This window comes from Candidatus Micrarchaeia archaeon (assembly GCA_041653315.1).
In the GTDB taxonomy this organism is placed as follows: Archaea; Micrarchaeota; Micrarchaeia; order Anstonellales; family JAHKLY01; genus JAHKLY01.
Window position 1 is genome coordinate 1 of record JBAZFO010000020.1, and the last position, 21,617, is coordinate 21,617.

29 protein-coding genes are annotated in these 21,617 nt (G+C 52.2%); 19 read left to right on the forward strand and 10 right to left on the reverse strand.

The window, feature by feature from the left end:
• Positions 1–372: 372 nt before the first annotated feature.
• From WC356_04755 to WC356_04775, 5 genes are all read right to left on the reverse strand, one after another.
• On the reverse strand, positions 373–3,387 hold the full coding sequence (locus WC356_04755) for a toprim domain-containing protein (GenBank protein MFA5382454.1): 3,015 nt from the start codon (positions 3,385–3,387) through the stop codon (positions 373–375).
• Positions 3,377–3,862: an ERCC4 domain-containing protein gene (locus WC356_04760; protein ID MFA5382455.1), complete on the reverse strand. Its 486-nt coding sequence runs from the start codon at positions 3,860–3,862 to the stop codon at positions 3,377–3,379. The genes WC356_04755 and WC356_04760 overlap by 11 nt, the downstream gene beginning before the upstream one ends.
• Positions 3,863–4,147 (reverse strand): hypothetical protein, encoded by a 285-nt coding sequence (locus WC356_04765; GenBank protein ID MFA5382456.1) that lies wholly within the window; start codon positions 4,145–4,147, stop codon positions 3,863–3,865.
• Positions 4,148–4,438: 291 nt separating this feature from the next.
• Positions 4,439–4,708, reverse strand: coding sequence for a hypothetical protein (locus WC356_04770; protein ID MFA5382457.1), 270 nt, complete (start codon positions 4,706–4,708; stop codon positions 4,439–4,441).
• A 5-nt stretch (positions 4,709–4,713) separates the two neighbouring features.
• The gene (locus WC356_04775) at positions 4,714–4,953 is read right to left on the reverse strand and encodes a hypothetical protein (GenBank protein MFA5382458.1); all 240 of its coding nucleotides are present in this window, start codon (positions 4,951–4,953) and stop codon (positions 4,714–4,716) included.
• Between the two features lie 13 nt (positions 4,954–4,966).
• On the opposite strand from WC356_04775, the gene WC356_04780 reads away from it, so the two are divergent.
• The 19 genes from WC356_04780 (at position 4,967) to WC356_04870 (ending at position 19,452) form a co-directional block, all read left to right on the forward strand.
• Positions 4,967–5,113 (forward strand): hypothetical protein, encoded by a 147-nt coding sequence (locus tag WC356_04780; GenBank protein MFA5382459.1) that lies wholly within the window; start codon positions 4,967–4,969, stop codon positions 5,111–5,113.
• Between the two features lie 37 nt (positions 5,114–5,150).
• Complete coding sequence (locus WC356_04785) at positions 5,151–5,759, forward strand: S24 family peptidase (protein ID MFA5382460.1); 609 nt, start codon at positions 5,151–5,153, stop codon at positions 5,757–5,759.
• 446 nt (positions 5,760–6,205) lie between these two features.
• Positions 6,206–6,571, forward strand: coding sequence for a hypothetical protein (locus tag WC356_04790; GenBank protein MFA5382461.1), 366 nt, complete (start codon positions 6,206–6,208; stop codon positions 6,569–6,571).
• Positions 6,568–7,293 (forward strand): hypothetical protein, encoded by a 726-nt coding sequence (locus tag WC356_04795; GenBank protein MFA5382462.1) that lies wholly within the window; start codon positions 6,568–6,570, stop codon positions 7,291–7,293. The genes WC356_04790 and WC356_04795 overlap by 4 nt, the downstream gene beginning before the upstream one ends.
• Positions 7,294–8,622: an AAA family ATPase gene (locus tag WC356_04800; GenBank protein MFA5382463.1), complete on the forward strand. Its 1,329-nt coding sequence runs from the start codon at positions 7,294–7,296 to the stop codon at positions 8,620–8,622.
• Between the two features lie 36 nt (positions 8,623–8,658).
• On the forward strand, positions 8,659–9,210 hold the full coding sequence (locus WC356_04805) for a hypothetical protein (GenBank protein ID MFA5382464.1): 552 nt from the start codon (positions 8,659–8,661) through the stop codon (positions 9,208–9,210).
• Positions 9,211–9,219: 9 nt separating this feature from the next.
• On the forward strand, positions 9,220–11,388 hold the full coding sequence (locus WC356_04810; GenBank protein ID MFA5382465.1) for an AAA family ATPase: 2,169 nt from the start codon (positions 9,220–9,222) through the stop codon (positions 11,386–11,388).
• A gap of 9 nt (positions 11,389–11,397) precedes the next feature.
• Positions 11,398–13,188 (forward strand): AAA family ATPase, encoded by a 1,791-nt coding sequence (locus WC356_04815; protein ID MFA5382466.1) that lies wholly within the window; start codon positions 11,398–11,400, stop codon positions 13,186–13,188.
• Entirely contained in the window at positions 13,185–13,382 is a 198-nt protein-coding gene (locus WC356_04820; GenBank protein ID MFA5382467.1) for a hypothetical protein, read from the forward strand. The genes WC356_04815 and WC356_04820 overlap by 4 nt, the downstream gene beginning before the upstream one ends.
• Positions 13,379–14,275, forward strand: coding sequence for a hypothetical protein (locus tag WC356_04825; protein ID MFA5382468.1), 897 nt, complete (start codon positions 13,379–13,381; stop codon positions 14,273–14,275). Before WC356_04820 ends, WC356_04825 begins: the two co-directional genes overlap by 4 nt.
• A 7-nt stretch (positions 14,276–14,282) precedes the next feature.
• Positions 14,283–14,900 (forward strand): hypothetical protein, encoded by a 618-nt coding sequence (locus WC356_04830; GenBank protein ID MFA5382469.1) that lies wholly within the window; start codon positions 14,283–14,285, stop codon positions 14,898–14,900.
• Positions 14,901–15,387: 487 nt separating this feature from the next.
• Positions 15,388–15,768: a hypothetical protein gene (locus tag WC356_04835; GenBank protein ID MFA5382470.1), complete on the forward strand. Its 381-nt coding sequence runs from the start codon at positions 15,388–15,390 to the stop codon at positions 15,766–15,768.
• 138 nt (positions 15,769–15,906) lie between these two features.
• Entirely contained in the window at positions 15,907–16,959 is a 1,053-nt protein-coding gene (locus tag WC356_04840) for a site-specific integrase (protein ID MFA5382471.1), read from the forward strand.
• Between the two features lie 168 nt (positions 16,960–17,127).
• On the forward strand, positions 17,128–17,364 hold the full coding sequence (locus WC356_04845) for a hypothetical protein (protein ID MFA5382472.1): 237 nt from the start codon (positions 17,128–17,130) through the stop codon (positions 17,362–17,364).
• Between the two features lie 363 nt (positions 17,365–17,727).
• On the forward strand, positions 17,728–17,931 hold the full coding sequence (locus WC356_04850; GenBank protein ID MFA5382473.1) for a hypothetical protein: 204 nt from the start codon (positions 17,728–17,730) through the stop codon (positions 17,929–17,931).
• A gap of 61 nt (positions 17,932–17,992) precedes the next feature.
• Positions 17,993–18,535, forward strand: coding sequence for a hypothetical protein (locus WC356_04855; protein ID MFA5382474.1), 543 nt, complete (start codon positions 17,993–17,995; stop codon positions 18,533–18,535).
• Positions 18,528–18,887: a hypothetical protein gene (locus WC356_04860; GenBank protein MFA5382475.1), complete on the forward strand. Its 360-nt coding sequence runs from the start codon at positions 18,528–18,530 to the stop codon at positions 18,885–18,887. Before WC356_04855 ends, WC356_04860 begins: the two co-directional genes overlap by 8 nt.
• Positions 18,884–19,231 carry a hypothetical protein gene (locus WC356_04865; protein ID MFA5382476.1) on the forward strand — a complete coding sequence of 116 codons (348 nt, stop codon included), beginning with the start codon at positions 18,884–18,886 and terminating at the stop codon, positions 19,229–19,231. Before WC356_04860 ends, WC356_04865 begins: the two co-directional genes overlap by 4 nt.
• The gene (locus WC356_04870) at positions 19,228–19,452 is read left to right on the forward strand and encodes a hypothetical protein (GenBank protein ID MFA5382477.1); all 225 of its coding nucleotides are present in this window, start codon (positions 19,228–19,230) and stop codon (positions 19,450–19,452) included. Before WC356_04865 ends, WC356_04870 begins: the two co-directional genes overlap by 4 nt.
• Positions 19,453–19,457: 5 nt before the next feature.
• Here the strand turns inward: WC356_04870 and WC356_04875 are convergent, their stop codons facing one another.
• From WC356_04875 to WC356_04895, 5 genes are all read right to left on the reverse strand, one after another.
• A complete protein-coding gene (locus tag WC356_04875; GenBank protein ID MFA5382478.1) occupies positions 19,458–19,721 on the reverse strand; it encodes a helix-turn-helix domain-containing protein in 264 nt (87 codons plus the stop codon).
• Positions 19,722–20,025: 304 nt separating this feature from the next.
• Complete coding sequence (locus WC356_04880) at positions 20,026–20,328, reverse strand: hypothetical protein (GenBank protein MFA5382479.1); 303 nt, start codon at positions 20,326–20,328, stop codon at positions 20,026–20,028.
• Between the two features lie 160 nt (positions 20,329–20,488).
• Positions 20,489–20,734 carry a hypothetical protein gene (locus WC356_04885; protein ID MFA5382480.1) on the reverse strand — a complete coding sequence of 82 codons (246 nt, stop codon included), beginning with the start codon at positions 20,732–20,734 and terminating at the stop codon, positions 20,489–20,491.
• An 82-nt stretch (positions 20,735–20,816) separates the two neighbouring features.
• Entirely contained in the window at positions 20,817–21,242 is a 426-nt protein-coding gene (locus WC356_04890) for a TIGR02594 family protein (protein ID MFA5382481.1), read from the reverse strand.
• Positions 21,243–21,430: 188 nt separating this feature from the next.
• Positions 21,431–21,617 (reverse strand): hypothetical protein (locus WC356_04895; protein MFA5382482.1); only part of this gene is annotated, 187 nt, incomplete at its 5' end.

The following is a 21,617-nucleotide window of genomic DNA, read 5'->3' on the forward strand; positions in this document are numbered from 1 at the left end:
TTTCTCCTTTTTTGGGGTTATCCTGGCGGGGCCAGGGAGTTGATTTTTAAAATGGTTGTAATTGATAACTAATATTTTAGATGGACATCGAATATCTTTAATTAATTCATTTAGTTATCCGTTTTTTTGCCCCTCATTGTCCATCTAAGGAGTCCAGCTAAAAGTTTTCGTTTTTCAATTTAGGGGGTATCGCACGCCCAGATCACTTTTTCACGAGCACACAATCATAATTTGCCAAAACCACTATATATATTAAAATCCTGTAGATGGACATTGAAGCTCAAAAAAACGCCTAAGAACATGATATTTAAGGCTTTATTCGATGTCCATCTACCTTTCAATGTCCATCTAACAGGTCACTCAAAAAACTTTTTAATCCCCTTGCTCTCCAAAAACTTCCCGCCAATACGTTTCAAAGCAATATTTTTTTGAGTCCAGACGCTCCAGATAATCGAAAACTTGATTGAATCTCGGCGCCGGTTTATAGCCTTTTTGAATATTGACATCTATCAAGTGATGATCACGAAAAAACTGCATATTTCTTTGGATGGTTTTGGAATCGACACCAAATTCATCCATCAAGTCGGCCTTACGCACGCAACTCCCATCTTGACATTTCAGAAGTTCATAGAAAATATGATGGAAGCGTTTACCGGAATTTTGATGCTGTTCGTTGCCGTCATTATGAAGTATTTTATCTATGTCGATTATGATTTTCTCAATCCCGGCAATCCCATGAGTCTGCCGGTAAGCCTTGGCATACTTCTCCAACTTGCAGTTCCTCGCCCGGTAAATCCGGTCAAGTAATTCATAGGCATAGGAGACGTGCCGCACCTCTACATTCACCTGGTCAAAATCTTCCGTGGTGGAGAGGTCAAGGGCTGCATACGCCACGGATAACCTCGCCATGGTCTTGCGGAAGTCTTCAGAATAGACAATGGGGAGGTCGTCGGCACCGCCGTACTTATCGCTCATGTGCTTCGCCATCTGGCGGATGTAGTGGGCGACCTTGGTATCAATAACGATCTGCTCGGGCTTGAGGTTCCAGGCGAAGAAGATCAGGGCTTGCAGGTCTTCAACTTCCACCTGCTGCGCCGTGTCGGGCTTCTCAGGGAAGTAAATTTTCTCTTTATCCTCGATATCCCAGGACGCGGCGAACATGACAAAATCAATTCGCCTGATCATCATGTCGGGGAAAATGCCCTTGATGGCCTCACACCCGTACCGAAAACTGTCCATGGTGCGTTGCCCTGCATGCCATTTTGGGTTGACCGGGTTGCAGCCGAACAGAACACGGGTTTTGCTCTCGAACACCTTATTCTGGATTTTATCAATGCGTACCAATCCCGTGTCGATCCCCTCTGCCATGGTCTTGAGGTCTTCCGATGCGATGTCCTGAGCCTCGTCCACGATGAGAGCTTGCCTGTTCGCCTTGAGCAAGGCCCCGGCCTTAATCCGCCAGCCGCGGCGCTCATCATGCTCACACCCGTAGGTTATCCCGGTCCTGCTGGCGGTCATACCGCTCACCCGGTTCCCCACCTTGGCGAAGTTGAATAACCCCTCGCTCACCGTCGTCTTGCCGGTGCCCGTGTCGCCCACCACGATACCTGTTAGCCACCCCCGGATATTACCTTCCCCCGGAAACTCGAAGCCCAAGGGGGAACAAAGGATTAACAGACACCCGAGATGTAGGTCAGGGCGCTCATAAATTCGGGTCACATGGACAGCCAAGTCTTCCGCAATCTCATCCGGGTCCATCGCCCTGATCTTCTCCAAGTTGGCCCGGTATTTCTCCACGGTGAATGCCTGGTAATCCTCTTCCAGGCGCTCCATCTGGTCTATCAACATAGTGGGCTGCTGGTCCCGAAAGGAGGTGAGGACTCTTCCTGTGGCTTGGTACTTCCCAATCTCCACTAGGCTGCCACCGATGACATAGACGGGGTGCTCGACAAGCTCTATCCGCTCGGCTGCCATGGCGCCGACCACCTGGTGCCCGTAAACCTCCCGGATGGTCAGCCGGTCCTCATCCTTGTAAGTCAGTGCCGGCCGCTTGTCCTTATCGCAGACAAAGGCCCGAAGGTGGTTCTGCAGTTGCCCCTCGGTGGCGCGCACCCCGGCAATCATCAGGCGGTCCCCCAGGGGAATTTCAATCTCCCCCCCGCAGGCCCCCTCGCATCCCTTTTTCCCGTTGCACTTGCTGTTGATCAGGTCCAGGCAATGCGAAACTTTGATCTTGGTGAGGGCGTGGTAGGCGACGGTGTTCTCCCCGAACACTTGGATGGGGACCGTTACTCGTTTTCCGGCGTACTTTCCCTGGTCCACCTGCTCGAAGCTGTCCAAGGTGATCGACGACTCGATATAACTGACGGGTTTCAAGTAGGTGTGCGGCTCGGTCTGAGCGATCAACTCTTTCAGCCGGGCACCTGAGCCCCCGTCCTTAACAATCCAATCGGTGAAGTCCTTGTGCGCCTTATCAATCTTGTCGTATAGCCAAACCACCTTGATACTGGGTATCTGACCCGACTCGACTGCTGGCTTGAAATCAGCCAGGATTTTCGGCACACCTTCCCGGCCCTCTTTATCAGCGTCATAGAGTATGACCACATGGAACCCGTGGAAGTGCCGGACCCATTCTTTTTTGAATGCGGCGACCCCGTTGGTGGATGAGACGGCGAGTAGGCCAGTTTCTTGCTCTACTAGCATGGCATCAAATTCGCCTTCACAAGCCACCACGGTAATTCCCGGAGCGGCTTTAGTCAGGCGGTCAAGCCCCCATAATTTCGCTCCCCCGCACCCTGGCCAATTCAGCGTTTTCGGTTTTTTTTTCGAGTTATGATATCGGACGTTGACCAAAGCCCCGGTTTCATCGAATACCGGGAAGGCGTTACGCTCTTTCTTGAGGTCCCAACCGATCATGTGCTTCGTTAAACTATTTTCATTAAGCCCTCGTTTATCTTTCATGTACTGGACGATCTCGGGAGTGAGGTTTTTCTGGTACGCTTCGATATCTGCCATGGTGGGCGGCGTTTTAAATTCACCACTCTTCCCCCGGCCTTCCCCCGTGAGCACCCCGGTCTGCTTACCGTAAAAATTATATGCTTCCCTGCCGGTCATAAACGGGCTGCCGGTCATCCCGGCCAACATGTCGAAAAATGACCTGGCTCCGTCGCCGGTGGGAGCGTGATCAGTATAAATGCCCCGTTTCGATGGGTCAGGGCTAATATTGATGGCTGCAGAGGGGTTATTGTCTTCTCGGTCGATAGAGTGGACTGATTGCCATTCGCCATCGGCACTACGATATTTTCCTACCACGCCGCCATGCTTTACGAACTCTACAATCGGGTCAATGCGACGCACGATTTCATCACGAGTGGGATTACTTGCCATTCTTACTCCTAAGAAATTCTTCGGTTTGACGGTCTTTCCAAAAGCGTTCGAGTAAAATATGTGTGTACCGTTCAGCAAATTCACGGTCAGGGCAGGGCATAAAATGTACGTTAAACCGTTGACACCAAGCAGCGATAGATCGGACAATCGTTTTTGGTTTTAACCGGGACCGAACAGGAGGCCGCTTGATAATGGTATGCCAATCCGCCTCGATGATTACCGCGGCAAATTGGTAAGTCACCATCCGCTCAAGCTCTCGTTGGAAGCGATCCCGGCCCTGGCCAAAGGTGCCGTAGCAATCAATTAAACTTTTTCTTTCGATGCAGACTTGATCTTCGTATCCCTTGAGAGAGTAATCCCCTGTCCGTAACGTGGCGGTCTCTATCTTGGGCTGCGGGGTGATGCAAGCGAACGTGTACCCACGTTGCTCTCGGGTGTCAACGACGATTATGAACGGCTCCGGTTCGTTGCCCACTTACTTCGACCCCTCCACCCGGGCGAGGTCACCTTTTATTTCATCCATGATCCCCACGGCGGTCCCGGTGGGCTCACAAATCCACCACTGTATGCCGTCCATATCCCGTAGGGCTTCCAGGGAGGAGTCAAAAATCGACCGGATAGCGTGTTCTCGAATCCCCACGCTACCCACGCCAAATTCTAAGAACATCTCTGCCAGGCGTTTATAGGCCAGCCGCAACCGTTGGATTTCCAGGTTCACATCATCGGCGGGGAGCAGGGTGTCGTGCGAGTGTTCCACCATATCTTTCACCTCAAAATGTTTTGGATTGATTGACGAGACGGGTAAGTTCCCGTGATAACAACTCAGCGATCTTGACGCATTGCACTCGAATCTCACCCAGGGCCTTGGCCTCTTGGATGGTATTCGCCGGGCGCTTGGGGAGAGGGGCGATGTTGACGCGAATGGAGAAGTTCATCAGGCGAGACCCTTCCTCTCTAGCCACCGACACAGCCAAATTCCCGCCACCCCCGCCACGAAAAACGCCCAGACAGGGCACCAATCCAATAAAATTAAAAATTCATGAAACATAAGTTATCCCCCTATTAATAAATTTAAAGTATAATCAGGGAAAACAATCAGCCTCTCCCGGAGCATCGAAGTCGTGATCCGGTTGTGACTCAACCCGCAGGTGCGACACCAAACACCCGCCAGCCGCCTATACAAGAAAATCCCGATATCATCGACATAGATGCGCGACCTACCTTTCTCATAAAGGTCTTTGCTCACTTGGTTCCAGGAGCAAACCTTCAAAATTTTCTTTAATATTTCCTTATGATTCTCTCGATAATCTTCATAAGCCATGGTGCTTATCCTTCTTGCAGATAAGGAACTGCGACCCTAAGCTCGGGCTTCAGGTCCAAAAATTTTATTCCAAAAAGACGACCATCCACCCCCCTAAGCTCCATGATTTTTACTGCCATCAGGAGGGGAATCGGCTTGCGGCCTGTGTTGATATGACAAATAAAACTTCGGTCAACTCCCAGGATGCCGGCAATGTCCAGCGGAAGGGGGTGGGGCAAGGGTCTGCGCTTCTCTTTGGCTCTCATGGGTTGCAGTATTATGCCAAGTGGACATAATTGTCAAGAATTTCTTTTTGATTTAAGACTTGACTTTGGCAAGGAATTTAAACATTATGTTCCAATATTAAGACGAAATACCGCCTGTCATAAAGACCTATTGCCCGGAAACGCTATGGATACAATATAATTGACAATTTGGTCCGTTTTCTGCATTATATGGGGTCATGGATGACATCAAACAGCGGAATAAGAAAATTACCGAGACGATCCGGGGGCTTTTGGAAGAAAGTGGGAAGTCCCCGCACCGAATCGCTCGATTGGCGCGAATCGAACCAGCGAACTTCTACCGATTGCTTGAAGAAGAGCGGGAATGGAATCTGGGGCATCTGGAAAAGCTGGCTCCCGTCTTTGGCAAGTCGGTGGAGGAACTGCTTACTGCCACCCGTTCGGTCCCGGTTGTGGAAAGAGCATCCGCCCTGAGAACCTTCCCGTATCCACAGTTGATCCGGGAGCGGTTTGGAAAGGTTAATTATTTGGGCGGAGGAGACATGCTAAATGATCTTTATGCTGTTGAAGTAGATGACCGGTCGATGATGCCAGCCTTTAAACAGGGGACGAAATTCATCGTTCAGAAGGAGTCGTTCCGGAAAATTAAAGATGAAGATATCGTGATATGCGTAGATCAGGTAGGCCAGGCCATGATTTGCTATATCCGTTTGACCCCGGAAACTATCACGCTGAAATCCCTGAATCCGACGATCCCTGATACGATCATGCCCCGCACTCATCTCAAGGTCTGCGACAAGGTACTGGAAGCGATTTATCCGGAATAATTGCACCTGTTCAGATAATTAAACATTAGGCCATTCTTTTATTTCGGGATGGCCTAAAATTTTCTTGACTATTAGGTCCGTTTGACATATTTATGCAGACATAGTTTAAACGCCCCCTGCAGGGAGCCAACAGGCCAAACCAAGTTATCGCAACTTGAGGGCGGCCCCCGGTGATGATCTGCAAGGTGGAAGTCCAAGCCATGTCGGGCCGACCCGGAAGCTGGCTGGGCGAAAACGAATTTAGGTGGGACGCAAATTGCCGATTCGTCCTGGGGATGGTTCACAATCCACCCCGCAAGTCGAAAGGGGAAGGTGGGAGCGACCGACCCCCTTATGTCCCATCATCACGATCTGCACACCCGCAACCGGGGCTCGCACGGCCCCCGCAACCGCCCCCGGTGACCATGATGGGTAAAGGCATGGCGCCGGGGGCTTGGAGGAAAGGAATGAAGGAACGGCAATTAGTCGCCCTGGATAATCTCGGGGAAGGCGCTGCGGCCGAGCTATTTGAGCTTGAACTACAGCGTGTCCTCGACAACATCCAGGACCCCAATACCAAAGCTACGGCGGTTCGGTCGGTCACTCTGACGATCAAAATCAAGCCGGATGAGGACCGGGATTACGGCGCAGTGAGTATCGCTTGCGTCTCCAAAATGGCCTCAGTCAACCCCTACCCAACTCAACTGGTCTTCGGCAAAGAGGGCCAGAAGAACGTGGCCACGGAGTACAACCCGAAGCAGAGCGGGCTTTTTGAGCAGCCCGTGGCGAAAGAGAATGTCGTGCCGATGGCTGGCAAACAGGAGGCGAAATGATTAAAGACGCCCTACAATGGATTAAGAATCAGGCTCCGGTCCAGAATTTGACTTTTGGGGGCCGGCAATACACGGACCAGACCATTGTCCCGGTAAAAGATCCGTCACCTGAACCTCTTTACCTCCACACCCTCACCGGCATTAAAGATTACTATGGGTCTATGGGTAACGGTGGCTACGATGATATTGACGGAGAAGCGACTTCTCTGCATGTCGTGTCTCATGCCGAAGTCCGACTGATCGGCGCTCTCTATGGGGGCTTTCAACAACGGGACACCTTCCTGATCGCCAAATTACCCGAAACCCGCGGCTACCCCTTCGGGCAATGGCAGGACCCGGAGACGTTCATCATTTCCCTGCAGGCCATGTTCGTGCAGGATGAGGCCAGCGCCGCGCTCCTGCGGTTCGTTACTTCCATCAAGGAAGAGGACGGGCGCACTTCTCAGGACGACGGTATCAGTCAGGCCGTCACGGTCAAGAAGGGCGTAACTCTGGTGGCTGAAGAAAAGGTCCCCAACCCGGTCATCCTGCGACCGTACCGTACCTTCCTGGAAGTTGAGCAGCCAGCCATCTCCTGTGTTCTGCGGTTGCGCTCAGGACCCCAACTGTCCCTCCATGAGGCGGACGGGGGCCAGTGGCGGTTGGAAGCGATTCAAAACATCAAGGATTACTTGGTGGCGGCCATGGCTGAACTCGGGCAGAAAGTCCCGGTGATCGCCTAAGTGGATCTGGTCGGCAAACTTTGGTTCAACCCCGAAGAAGGCCAAACCTTCTCGGGCCGCATCACCCTGCCGTACGCGTTACCCGCAGGGGTCTCTATCCAGGCAGTTTTAGTGCCAAAGCCCCTGCGAAGCAGGAAAGAGATGATGGAGTTGCACATCGAAACCCTGCTGGAATTACCACCAGAGCCGCCCAGGCCTGTAGATATTCCACACTTTAAAGGAGAACTTATGAACGAATTCTTCGGTCCTGCGCGGCCTCCCGGTAGACGGGCAAAGGTCATGATCATGGGGGGGAGCGGAACCGGAAAAACCCTCAGCGCCCTCGGCTTCCCCCGGTGCGCGTACATTGATAATCATCGGTCCTCTGAAAATTACCAGACGGCTTATCCCGGCAACCTGTACCTCCCCAAGCCGGGCCAGGTGGCGACGGTCGATTATGTCACTGACGCCATCAAGGCCCTCATGGAGGACCCCGGCGACCGCCTGACCGTGGTGATCGACGATATCACTACATACAACGACCAGGTGGATTTCAAGTGGAATAATCGCTTCCTCCTCCGGCAGCCGGGCAGCAAGGGCCACCATCGGGAGTATTACTCCAACCAGCCGAATGACTACATCCATCCCAAGCGGGAGAAGAACGCCTTTATCCGGCGCCTGCTGGCCATGGATATGAACGTCATCATCATCGCCCGGATGAAAAAGGAATACGCCGGGACTTCCGGTGGCGCCGACTTCATGAAGGTAATCGGTGAAACTTTTGCTGGGGACCCCAACCTTGTTTACGAATTCGACTACATCTTCCATCTGCTCAACGAGGACGAGGGCCGGTTTGCTGAGATTAAGCTGAAGCAACGGGTCCCCGTAGGCGGCAAGCCGTTCCCTGAACGCTTTCCGTTCCTGATTACCGATGAGGGCCGATCTGATTTCTTTGACATCTTCAAGGCAACTGCGCTGTCAGAATACTTCGACACGATGGCGCAGAAGGTTAAGGACCCGGTGGTCGAGGCGGAAGGCGGCGGCGCGGTGAAAGAAGACCATCCGGCTGAGGTCGCCCAACCTTCCGAGACTGCCTCAGAACAGACAACCGCAACCGCGGCGGACGGAACCAAGAAATCCGAAGAGGCCCAGCCTCCGGCTGGCACTTCCGATAAGGTCACCGAGGCGCAACTGGATCAGATCGTGGCCCTCAAGCAGAAATTCAACATCCAGAAGCCGGAATGGGAAAAGGACCTCAAGCTGTACGATGTTACCAGCGCCCTGGATCTGACCGGTGAGCAAGCGGAGAACTTCATTAAGTACCTGGAAAGCGGCAGGGTCCCGTTTTAATCACCTTTAACCCCAAACCGAAGGAGAACAACACCCATGGCAGAAGTTGAATATTTGGATGATAGCCTACTCAACACTTCCGTCAGTATGAAGGGAGTGGATTACGAGTCCATCGAGAGCGGTGGCCAGCCCTCCCCCGGCCAACACCTCGCCAAGATCAAGAAGGTTAAAGCGCAGAAACAGGACTGGAAGGACTACACCGGCGCTCAGGCCGTCATTCTGTTCACCATTATCGACGGCCCCGACAAGGGCAAATCAGCCTACGACCGCATCCCCATCGAGCATGAGAAGGAAGAGGACTGGAAGAAAAACAAGCGGCTCCTGGTGGCCAAGCGGGCCGGGTTCATCTCCCGGGAGGATAAGGCGACCGTTAACGTCAACTGGAAGCTCCTGGAGGGTATGACTTTCCTGATCGAACTCGAAGCCAATGATTACGAAGACAAGGTGACGAAGCAGATCAAACACGGTATCCAGTTGAACCCCTTCAAGAGCTACCTGGACCCGGCTACATATAAGGCAGCCGGGAACGCCGGGGGACAGACGACGGCGGGAACCAGTAAGGCACCGGCTAAGTACGCTGATATCTAAAAGGGCCTCATGGAAACGATCACCGGCACATTATCAGACATCAGATTTGCCAAGAACGGCTTCCTCATAGGCATGCTGTCTTCCGGGGACCCCGTTCTTGGCAATATGGCGGAACCCGTCATCGGTCAGGATTATCGCCTGGCCGGTGATTGGGTTGAAGACCCTAAATGGGGGCGTCAGTTTCGGTTTGAACGGTATTCTGCGGAAACTCCCCAAGATCAGGAAGGCATTTTTCGGTATCTGGTTAGAGTGGCCCGGTGGGTCGGCCCCGCGGTGGGGCGCCAGATCATCCATGAGTTCGGAGACGATGCCCTTACCATCTTGAAGCAAGACCCCCAGCGGGCCGCCGAAGTCATCAAGGGGCTCACTGTAAAACGGGCCCAGGAGATTTCCCAGAACCTGCTGGCCAACGAGGACCGGGAGGCAGCGGCGGTAGAGCTTGAAACTATGCTGGGCGGCCACCATCTCCCCAAGAACTGTATCAATTATTTAATCGAAACACACCACTCTGACGCTCCGGCCCGGGTACGGAAGGACCCATACATGACCCTAATGGACGTGCGCGGTGTCGGGTTTGCGTCGGCTGACCACGTGGCGACTTCCATTGGGTATGCTCCGGAAGGGCCGGAACGGCGTCAAGCGGCATCACTCTACGCCCTAATGGAAGCTGCGGCGGCCGGCCATACCTGGCTCCCGGGGGAGAAGTTCATCGGAGACGTTCAAGAGTTGATCGGCTTTCCCCCGGGTTCGGATGTGCGCGTCAAACTGATCGAGGCCGATGCTATCCGGATTAAGGATGACATGGTGGCTTTGGCGCAGTTCGCTGACGATGAGCGAGACGTGGCCGGTGCTGTTCAAAAACTCTTAACCCAGGGTGAAGATTGGAGCCCTCACGTCACCGTTGACCTTCAGGGGTTGGCCCCGGACCAGATGGAAGCGTTCGTGCTGGCCATGAAGCATCCGGTTTTTATCCTCACTGGAGCTCCCGGAACCGGCAAGACGTACCTGCTCCGGCGTATCATCGAGCAATATACCGCGTGGAACAAGCGCATTGCCCTGGCGGCGCCCACGGGGAAGGCGGCCAAGCGGATGACCGAGATGATCGGGGTGCCGGCCATGACTATCCATCGGCTCCTGGGGCCGGAACCGTACCAGTGGAAGGGTGAAATTAAGTTCGGATTCTCCTACGGGATAAAGAACCCATTACCTAACGATGTAGTGGTTATTGATGAATTTTCCATGGTGGATATCTCCCTGGCCGCCAGCCTGTTCCGGGCCATCAACCAGGGGACCCGAGTGCTTATCGTAGGCGACCATTATCAGTTACCATCGGTCGGCCCCGGTGCCGTCCTTCGGGACCTCCTGACGGCCGGCGTCCCCTCTTACGAACTGACCGAGATCAAACGCAACACCGGGGACATCGTGCAGGCCTGCCACGCGATTAAAGACGGCAGGGAAGTCACCCCTTCCCTTGAGTTGCGGCCAGAGGAAGGGCTGAACTTCCGGCATATCGAGGAATCGGACCCGTTCCGGATTCTGGAAATCATCCAGGACCTGACCATTAAACGGTTGCCAGCGAGGGGTTACGATCCGGTCTGGGACGTACAGGTCTTGAGCCCCATGAATGAGCGCACCGCTCTGTCCTGCCTGGATATTAACACCCTGCTGCAGAACGCTCTTAATATGCACCCCCCGGTCCCGGGTACTCCGTTCCGGGTGGGTGACAAGGTGCTGCAGCGCAAGAACAAAATGATCGGTGACGAGTTCGTGGTCAACGGTGATCTGGGAGAAGTGAAGTTCATCAACGACAACGAGATCGGGGTGGAATTCAAATATCCTGACCGCATGGTGAAGATCAAGAGGAAGGCTCATAACCTACAGCTGGCCTACTGTTTGACTTACCACAAAATGCAAGGCAGTGAATCCGCAGTAATTATTCTTCCCGTTCATTCCTGTTTCGGCGGGTTCTTCAACCGTGAACTTGTCTATACCGCCATCTCTCGGGCCCGGGATATCTGCATTACCGTGGGCGAGTGGGATTCTTTGGAAGCTGCAGCCGGCCGGGTGAGTAACGGGAGAAGGATTACTCGGTTGGCGGAAATGTTGAACATTAAGCCGATTATTAATGAATTTCCGGAATTTGGTGGACCAGAACCAGAAGACGAAATTCCTTTCTAAGGGGGACCAATGATAAAAAGCCTATCCATTACCAATTTCATGCAGATCGAGAAGTTGGAACTCGAACTCGCCGCACCTCTTAATTTCATCGCGGGCCAGAACGAGGCCGGCAAGTCTTCCATCCGTGATGCGTTACTCTGGGGTTTTTGTGGTCAAGCCCGTGGCCTCAAAACCCAACAGGAACAGGCCGCAATGATTCGGGAAGGTGCCAATGTAACGGAAGTGTCAATTTTTATGACCAACGGCCACGCCTTCACCCGGCGTAAGACGCTGAAAACTTCCGCGCAGGTCCTGGGGGATGTGCCTGATATCGGCTTGGCCCCGGCGATTTTGATGGACCCCTTCACTTTCCTATCTTGGCCCGAAGCGCAACGCAGAGAATTACTCTTCAAAGTGATCCCTGGCTTGGCCCCCACGGAAGATAATATTCTTAGCCGTATTTGCCGGTGGCCCGCGGTGGAAGCAATCCAGACAGACGATGAAAATACTCAACCTTTAGCGACCTCTCCCTTGGGTATCATCAAGTCCGTCTCCAAAATGGCCGTATCCCATGGCTTCCCTGGGGCAGAAAAAGAGTGCGTGACCAAACGCCGGGAGGCCAAGCGGCTCCGGGATGAGTTCAAGGGCGCCGTAGAGCCGGAGAAGATCATTGTCATTGATGGTAAAGAGTACGATATCCCCACCTTGAATCTTCCGGCTATCGAGGCCACCTTGAAGGACCTGCAGAAAGAGAAGGATGGTCTGCTTCGCCAGAAAGGGGCCGGGGAAGCTCGGGCGAAGCGGTTAGCAACGGTCAAAGGTCAACTGGAAAAGATCGGAACTCTCCCCCCGCCTCCCCCCGATAATTTCATTCAACAGTTACAACAGGACCTCGCCGGCAACAAGTGTGCTCTGGAGATCAACACCGAAGAAATGCAACAGGCCATGGTACAGGAACAGTTCTTCCCGGCCACTTGCCCTGTTATCACCCTGGAATCTATGGCTTGCCCTAAAGCCGGGGGCAGGGTGGGGAGTGCGCCGGTTGACCCTGGGGTGATTGAGTCCTTAAAGGCCAACCGACAAGGATTGATCAAGGCCGGAGACGAGATCACAATCAAACTGGCCGAGGCCAACAAGCAGGTTACTGAATACCAAACCGCAACGGCCCGCAAGGCGTCCCTGGAAGAAGAACTGGTCAAGTTGGCAACCGAGCCCGATGCCGGCGCCGACTTGGACGTTGAGATCGCTACCCGCCAGAACCGGATTAACCGGGGCAGTGCTTTCGAGAGGGCTGCTTATGATTACGATATCGCCTTGGGTATCTACAAGGGCCAGATGGAAAAGCTGGCGGCCGCAGAGCAAGAAGTCATTATCTATGACGCCCTGCAGAAGGCTTTGGCGCCAGACGGTATCCCGTCCCAGATGATCGCTGAGGCTCTGGATGGGGTCAACGATCTCTTGGACGAGGCGGCTACCTACCTTTTCCCAGGTCGCTATTTGCACCTCACCGGGGATTTGTCGATTGTCTTGCAGAACTCCCCCTACGTCACCTTGAGCAAGTCAGCTAAGTATCGAGTCGGCGTCGCCTTTCAGTACGCCCTCTCCCGCTTGGTGGGTGCCAGGATACTGCTTATTGACGAGGCTGATATCCTGGACACAGAACACTTTGAGGCGTTCTACAATTTCCTCCTGGCCCACCTTGAAAATTTCGATCAGATCATGGTGTTTATGACCGCTGACTGTATCTACGATGTTTTTGGTGATCCCAGAGCGCAAGCATGGTGGCTTGCAGACGGCAAACTGACACAGGTGGCAGCATGAATGGTACTGTTTCCAAGCGTCTCCGGCGCATCGCCTACGAGGGCCGAGGCCATCATCCGGGACCCGTGCAATATGGCCACACCAAAGCGAACCCCACCACGATCATCGCTGACCAGCACCGCCAGAAGTACCAGCGGTTGAAAGGGCTATACCTGGAACGGGTGTTCACGCTGGATGGAGGGGTGAAGGTATGATCTGCTTTTATCACCGCGGCGACCTCGATGGTCACTGTTCAGGCGCCATCGTGCGGCACAGGTATCCGGAGTGCAAGATGGTGGGAATTGACTACGAGGATGAGTTCCCCTGGGCGGATGTGTCTCCTGGCGAAGATGTTATTATGTGCGACTTCTCCCTGCCTATGGATCAGATGGAAAGGTTACGGATACTCTGTATCCAGCCTCAAATCTTTTGGGTAGGTGGTAAGCCACACCATAACTTCACTTGGATTGACCACCACAAGACCGCCATTGATAAGGCTCGGGAAGCCGGTTTTGTGACTCCGGGGCTCCGGGTGGTGGGCAAGGCTGGGTGTGAACTCACTTGGGAATACCTTTTCCCGGATGAGCCGATGCCCTGCGCCGTATTCCTTTTGGGTCGCTACGATGTTTGGGACGAAAGGAATGTTCTTTGGACTTCTGACATCCTACCTTTCCAATATGGCTTACGGAAAGAACTTACCGACCCTGCTAATCCCGATACCGCAGGGACTTGGGAAATGATTTTACGGGCTGCTGAATTTGAACCAATTTTTGAGGGTCTTATTGGGGAAGGTAATGCCATTCTCACCTACCAGCACCAGCAAGATGAAAAGCTCATGGCCCGCCATGCGTTCATTACCACCTTGGACGGCATTGCGGCCCTGGCCGTAAACAATGGCCCCGGTGGGAGTATGAAGTTTGAACCGGCTCCCCCGGGGCACCATCTGTTTTTCATCTCCTTCGCCCGGCTCCCTGGCAAGAAGTGGCTCGTCAACCTCTACACCTTCCGAGACGATGTGGACTGCGGAGAGATCGCCAAGCGTCACGGCGGCGGCGGGCATCGAAAAGCGGCCGGCTTCATCTGCACTCAACTTCCTTTTGAGATTTGAGGTGGATATGAGCAAGCCCAGCAAGCCCCTTTCCCACCAGGAGATCGAGGGAGTCCAGATTCCTTATGGATATTGTCATTGCGGTTGTGGGCGAAAAACTCCGATGTACCGTCAAAATTCTGCAATTAATGGTGCAATTAAAGGAGAACCACGGAAGTATCTAAATGGACATCATGTCCGCAAAGGTAAAGAGTCTGCTTCTTGGAAAGGAGGAAGAATTATACAACAAGGCTATATAATGGTTGCTATGCCAGGTCACCCGAGAGGGGATAAGCAAGGTTATGTACCTGAGCAATATCTTATAGTTGAAAACATTATTGGCAAAATTCTCCCTCTTCATGTAATCATCCACCACAACAATAGGAAAAGACATGATAATTCTAACAATAATCTTGTGGTATGTCAAAATGCCAGCTATCACTCCCTGATTCACGAAAGAGAAAAGGCATACATGGCGTGTGGTAATGCTAAGTGGAGAAGTTGCCAATTTTGTCATTGTTATGATGACCCTAATAATATGGTAGATGCTAAAACCCATTATTACCATAGGTTATGTAAAAATTCATACCAAAATAACAGGAATAAACTAATAAGAAAAGGAATATGGCAAACATTTCAACAATAACACCAACCGGCTCCCTATCCTCCCCCGGAGCACCTGTACCCGGGGACCAAGGCGGACTGTCTTCGAGCGCAGCGAAGGTCCAAGGCCGCGGGGCGCAACATAGCCGGTTCCGGTCATCAGCGGTCTAAGTTCTGCCAACAGGGCCTCGTACCCCGGGGGCTGAATCGGGGTTACTTACTATTTGGAGAAATGTGGGTCGATGAGATGGTGGCTCTGACAACGGAACTTGAAGTCAAGGGGATTATTCTTGCAGCGCAGAAAGTCTACGGACAATGCTCCTGGTGCATTTGTAGAAGGCAAATAAAACCATGTCTACCCCGAAGAAAATCTACCAGCCCCGGATCTGTGCCCTGGCATCGTGCGGGGTGGAGTTTATACCTACGCGAGGCTGGCAAATTTACCATACCCCAGAATGCCGGAAGGCCGCGGGGAAAGAGAAACGGACGGTCGTTTGCCCGAGATGCGGGATGGTGATTGGAGGGAAGTAATGATGACCCGAGATGATAAGGCTATAGTGAATTTGGGAGAACTGGCCGCTGAGAATATTAAACAGGTGGAAGTCCTCAAAGCCCAACTTGCCGTAGCCCAGGCCTATCTTGCGGTGGCGGAGGAAATCAAGCTAAGATTGGCTGCTGCTGAGGATATGATCCAAGGATGGCTTTATAGCGGGTTTGAAATTGCTGAAGCTGAAGCCTTCCTTGCCCCTCATCAGGCTCAAGAGGAGACGGTGGCGGTTGATTCAGAAAAGTGCCCGTACTGTAAAGGTATTGGCAAGATAAACGCTTGGCTGCATGAAGGGGTAGAGCGGATAGGTTGCCCGCATTGCGAAGGGACTGGACTCAAAACCATCCTGGAGCCGAAAAAATAATGGAACCCCTCCTTGATGTGAAGCAAGTGGCCGCATTATTGCATCTTTCAGAGGCAACGATCTATGCGAGGGCAAAGGACCTGGGCGGGTTCTTTCCCGCTGGGATCAAACGACTTCGATTTCGGGAGGCTCAAATTTATGCCATCATGGAAGGAAGGAAAGACGTATCGGGCGCAGTTCCAGTTCCAGGGGACACGCCACGGTCAGAGCGGCTTCGCCAGCAAGAAGGAAGCCGACAAGTGGATCATCTTGGAGAAGGAGCGGATGGAGAAGGAACCAGACGAGCCCGCCTCATTGCCGCCGGCCTGCTCCCCCCTGACCCTGGGGGAACTGATGCTGGAGTACATGCACCTGGCCGAAAGGACTTTGGCACCAAAAACCATCGCTTACCGAAAAACCGTCTTCAGGCGGTTCCTCCAAGAGGTCGGTGACATCCCGGTAGCCGACATCACGATCAAGATGATCGAGCGGCACCTGCTCGCCAGGCCCACCAACCATAACTTCAATAAATGCCGGGTAGAACTTTGTCGCTTATTTTCCTGGGGCCAACGGCGCCAGATGATCACGTTTAACCCTGTCCTCCTAGTGGATCGTGTGCCTGTGGACCGGGCTAAGAAAGTTATCCCGACACCCGAAGAAGTGGTTAAGATTCTCTTGGCGGCCGGCCCTAACCGCCCCCTGCTCCTGGTACTCTTTCACACGATGGCCAGGATTGATGAAGTTCTCCGGCTGACCTGGGAGGATGTGAACTTTACTGAGAAGTGGGTGAAGCTCTGGACCCGGAAACGGAGAGGGGGTAACTGGGAATCGGACCTCATGCCGATGAATGAGGATCTGGAAAAGATTTTATGGTCCCTCTGGCAATCCCGGGCGCAAGACGAGTGGGTATTCTTCAATGCCAAAACCTACACAAGATATCTGTACCGCCCAAAAATCATGGGAACTATCTGCAAACACATCGGGGTCAAGAAGTACGGGTTCCACACCCTGAGACACTTCGTTGCCAGTTACCTTTTCGACAAGAAAAAAGTTAGCCTGGCCGTGATCTCGAAATTGCTCCGGCACAAGAATCTTCAAACGACCGAGCGGTATCTGCAAGCTATCGACCCGCGGTTTAGGGAAACGATGAGGTTACTTGAAGGGAATGCTTTGGCTGCGTTGAGTGAGATTGACGTGGCCGCAGAGGTTTAAGATAAAATTGGGGACTGACCAAGCTTCTGTAACTTAATCAGCCCCCTTTGTCATGAATGAAAAACGATTCTACCACAGGAATAAACGTAGTACAGGATAGAGCGCATGTCAAGGTATAATAAAGGGAATTGGGTGTATTTTAGGTTAAATTTTTAACGGAGGTGTAGAATGGAAAAAGGAGATGAAGTAAAAACTAAAAATAATTTGGAGGCCTTCTGTAATCTTAGGATGGTTGTCAGAAAATGGCAGTGTTTGACTATCCTTTGCGAAAGTTGTCATGGTCATATCCAGAAAGGACAATTATATGGCAGACTTAAAGACGGATATGTCAATGTTTGCCTTAACTGCTGTGAACCAATCGGGGTCGGCGATGATCCGGATTACCCGACAAAGCGTAAAAGTTAAATAATTTGAACCACAAAAACAACTATTACCGGAAAAGTTTACAAGAAAGAGGGGTCAAAAAACAAAATCGCACGAAAAAATGCACGAGATGATAATTGGAGATTTGCCATATTCCCTAACCCCTTGAATTTACTGGCGCGCCCGGAGGGATTTGAACCCCCGACACACGGATTCGTAGGTCAATGGTCTATGTCGCCATGACCCGTTAATACGCATGGTTGCTATGTCATAAATTCCAAGAGGTCTAACTTATCGTGTATTTTACGATAAGGACTGCACGGATTTTACACGGAGTACCCTACTATGTCCAGGAATTTTGCGGGTGGTTCAAATTATTGATAGAATATAGAGTGAGGTTTGATAATGACAAAAGTGGATACCTGTTATATTTGCGGCAAAAAAGTGGAAGGAACTCCTATTTTTAATTGGTCAGATGGCTATAAGGTTTATGACTTTGGAGATAATTATGATTTTTCTGCCAATCATGAAAAAATAATATGCGATGTCTGCGGAGATGTAGTGGATAAATTTATAGAGTTCCTGAGAGATAAGGTTGAAGGGGTGTAATTCCACTAGTCTCACCCGAGCACACAGATCGCCCTGCCCCGCTAGGGAAAGGAGAAAGGGAATGGATGATGGTGGATGGGTTAAAGGGCAATCAGTTATAAGCTGCGATATGGACTTAGAATATGCCAAAAAGGGGACTACGACACAACTCGCCGCAGCCCAAACTCAGTTTGCCACCCTCGAAGCCGACCATCTGGAATTAGGGCAGCTTCATACCAAGACTGTGGTGGAATTGTACCAGGCCCAAACCAGGATTGCGGTACTGGAAGCCGACCTTGAAACCGAAAAACTATGCTTCAAATCCCTCTCGGAGCATGTTGAAGCACATGAGGGGGATTTGAAAGAGCAACTCTGCCAATCCCAGGAGCGGCTTGCCGAGGCGGAGGGCTATCTAAGAATCTATACAGCCCTAATACCTGATAAAACAGTCGAAGCATTCCTCGACCACGCCCCCACGGACTTTGTGATGGTGAAAAGGGAGGATCTTAGTTGGGCCGAAGCTGTTGTCAGAGCAAAGGCTGTAGAACTGGACAGTCCTTCAGCTTTTGAATTGGCTGACCGCCTCAACGCCGCCTGTAAGGGTAAGGAGGTTGGGGATGAGTGAGGAACAAAGGTGCCCGTTTTGTGGGGAAGAAATAACTGAAAACATCGTGGTCGATATAACTTCTTTTGCTTGTGGAACTGACCATTATGAAGGAGAACAACCAAACTTTGAACGCGGTCCCTTATGCTACGAAGCCCAACTCGCCACTCTAACCCACGAAAACAACGAACTCGGGGCATCCCTGGCCGTGGAGAAGATCAAAACGCAGAACCAAGCCGCTATTCTCCGCAAGTGTCTGGAGGTGGTGGAAATAGCTGCTGAAGGTAAAGTAATCAGCAGAGGGTGGGAATTGATAGACAAAGCCGCCGCCCTCCTGCCGGAGCTAAAGCGGTGGGGGAAGGAGGTAATATGAGTAAACATACGCCTGGACCGTGGGAAGTTATCTTTGAGGATGAAGGAGAAGGCCATATTATCCACATGGCAACTGCTATTGAGAATCCAGGATATTTTCATTCAATCCATGAAGTTAGATACGACCATGGAGTAGAACCTGAAGAAAAAGGATTTGAAGAGGCGGAAGCCAATGCACACCTCATAGCCGCGGCCCCGGATTTGTTGGAAGCCTGTAAAGCTATTCTTGAAGACATAGAAGATACCTTAGTTGACTGTGATAGCCCTGGCACTCGACAAACATTGGAAATTCAGCGCGACTTTCTGCAAGACGCTATCAAAAAAGCTGATGGAGATATGCCATGAGAAATCCTGGACCAAGAGACCCGTTCGGAATGAAGCCACTATCTTTTCAAACCGTTTCTGCTCTTTATCGTGCTCTCAAGAGGCTTTTAGGCGCAACTAACCCAGGCAACGCAGATACACACGAAAAAAACTGTATGTGCGTCATCTGTGAAGCCCGCAAAGCCATAGCCAAGGGCAAAACCGGCCAAGTTGAATGGCTTCTGGAATACGAAAGAAGATAACCACATCACCCCCAGGCGACTTGCATCCTCGCGTAAGCGACAAGGCATAGACGCCGGTCGCTCTCGCAAAGGCCCTCATGCTCATCGGCAAAGAGGTTTTCCCGCTCTTTGACGGATGATTCGTAGATCCTCACCGGGGCTTGCGGTTCTTCCCCTAACTTCACGCCCTTGAGCTTGCCTTCCCAGAACCAGTGATAGGGAGTGGTCCGGCTCACCCCGAGCCTACGGGCCACCTCGTTAGGATGCAGGAGGCGGTCAGGGGAGTTCAAACCCGCACTCTAAACAGATATAGGAATACTGCTTTGTCGTGGCCATCTCCTTGTACGGGGTTGCCCTACCTGCTCTCGGTTCATCGGATAGGACTACGGCGGTTAGAACTTCTTTCCTGAACCACTCGCCTTTGCACCGGGGGCAGGGCTTGAGGGTCATTTCCAAGCGTCTTCAGCAGCCTTAGCTTTTTTTTGAAAGCCAATGGCCTCAGCAAAATAATTTGTCACCTTATCCCAAACGCTCATGGGCGTGGCCTGGACTTCCTCAAGAGTAAATTCAGGCACCCATGGAGCCGGGCCAAGGTCAATTTGTGGGCGGGGCGGACAGTTGGCGCAACTTACGCAGAAGATCATGCACCCGCTGAGGATCGCCACTCTGAATAACCTCTTTGATTTCATCCTTGTGCTCCTTTGTTTCAATGTCGATCTTGGCCGCCTTCTTGAAAAATTCGATGGTGTCCTTTTGGGTTGACACCTCTTGCGTAAGCAGGGCGTTCTCAGAGCGGAGGTGCGAAACGTAAAAATACCCGCCCCCCACCAAGCCAGCGATAAGCAGGCCCCCGATGAGGTAGGCCCCGATCTTGGAAAATAGGAAACTGAGAATCATTGCACCACCTATTGCGTTTTATCGCCATTTAATCAATACGAAACATTAACCAATCCACCCAGTTACCCGCTCTATTGCGTCAAGTTATCACTCAACGGGGCTTTATTCGGTGCAATGGGGGGGATATCGAACTATTCGAGAATTTCGAATAGTTGTTCATTTACCTCTCCGGTGGCAGGACACGGCCCCGCCAGACTCTAACTCCGCTGTTGATGCCATAAATCCCCGCCATGGTGCCCGTGAGCGTTACGATATGCGACCAGATACCAAGTTTGACCCCCAAGGCTTCCAGCGCCACCAGCGCCGGGAGGTAAACCAGGATGAGGACACAGAGGCAGAGGCGGGAAGCTGAGAGTTGACCGCTTGCCGGGTCCGTCCAAAGCTCCGTGACTTTGCGTTTGCTCACCGTTGCCACCCCCGTTTAATCCAGCCGCCGACAGCGGCCAGGAGGACGTAGAGGATTAGGTAGAGCGTGGAGCAGATGCGTTTCATTTTGGCAACCTATACCCAAGCACCCGTTCCATCGGGAAGGTAGCCAAGCACACCTTATCGCCCTGGTTACCTCCCAGAAGGGTTACCTTGTCGTCTGTCCAGTCCATTAAAAATCCAACGTGCCCGGAGCTTACTCCCCGCTCAAGGATGCACACAGCCCCGGTCCAATCCTCATTGTCAATCGGCTCCCGGCCCCAATTCAGATAAGACCGTGCCCAGGCTGATTTTGTAGACTTCACCCCGGCCTGTTCCAGGCACCAGGTGACAAAAGCGGAGCACCACGGGGTTTCATCGTTTTGGTTGTCAGGTTTGCCCAGGGTGGTCGCCTTGAGGTATTCCACCACCCGCGGGTTATCGCCGGGGCCGGCTGTCTCTGCCACTCCACGTTCCTGCTTTGCAATTTCTAACCACGGTTTATCCATCGTCTCCACCATCCTTTCTTCTCTGGCAGCCCCATAATCTCTTCCCGCACACAGGACCGGATAAAAAGCACCTTACCCCTTGCGTCCAGGTGTGCCCAAGTATCCACATCATCCACGGCCCGCTTCCAACCCCGGCTGACCGCTGCAACCGCCATCATCTTTTGTTTGTGGTTCAAGGTAGCCCCATGTTATTTCCCCTGAAGCCTCATATCCTGGTTTAACTTTAATTCCTTCATACAGAGGTCTTGGGCATGATCATTATTCTCGATTCTTTCAATTCGGGCCATTGCCATGGTAAATTGCCAGGTTAAATTGGCCACCCCTAAAGTGGTCAGGCCAGTGATAACCAGAATCGCAATGTTTAGAACCCATGCG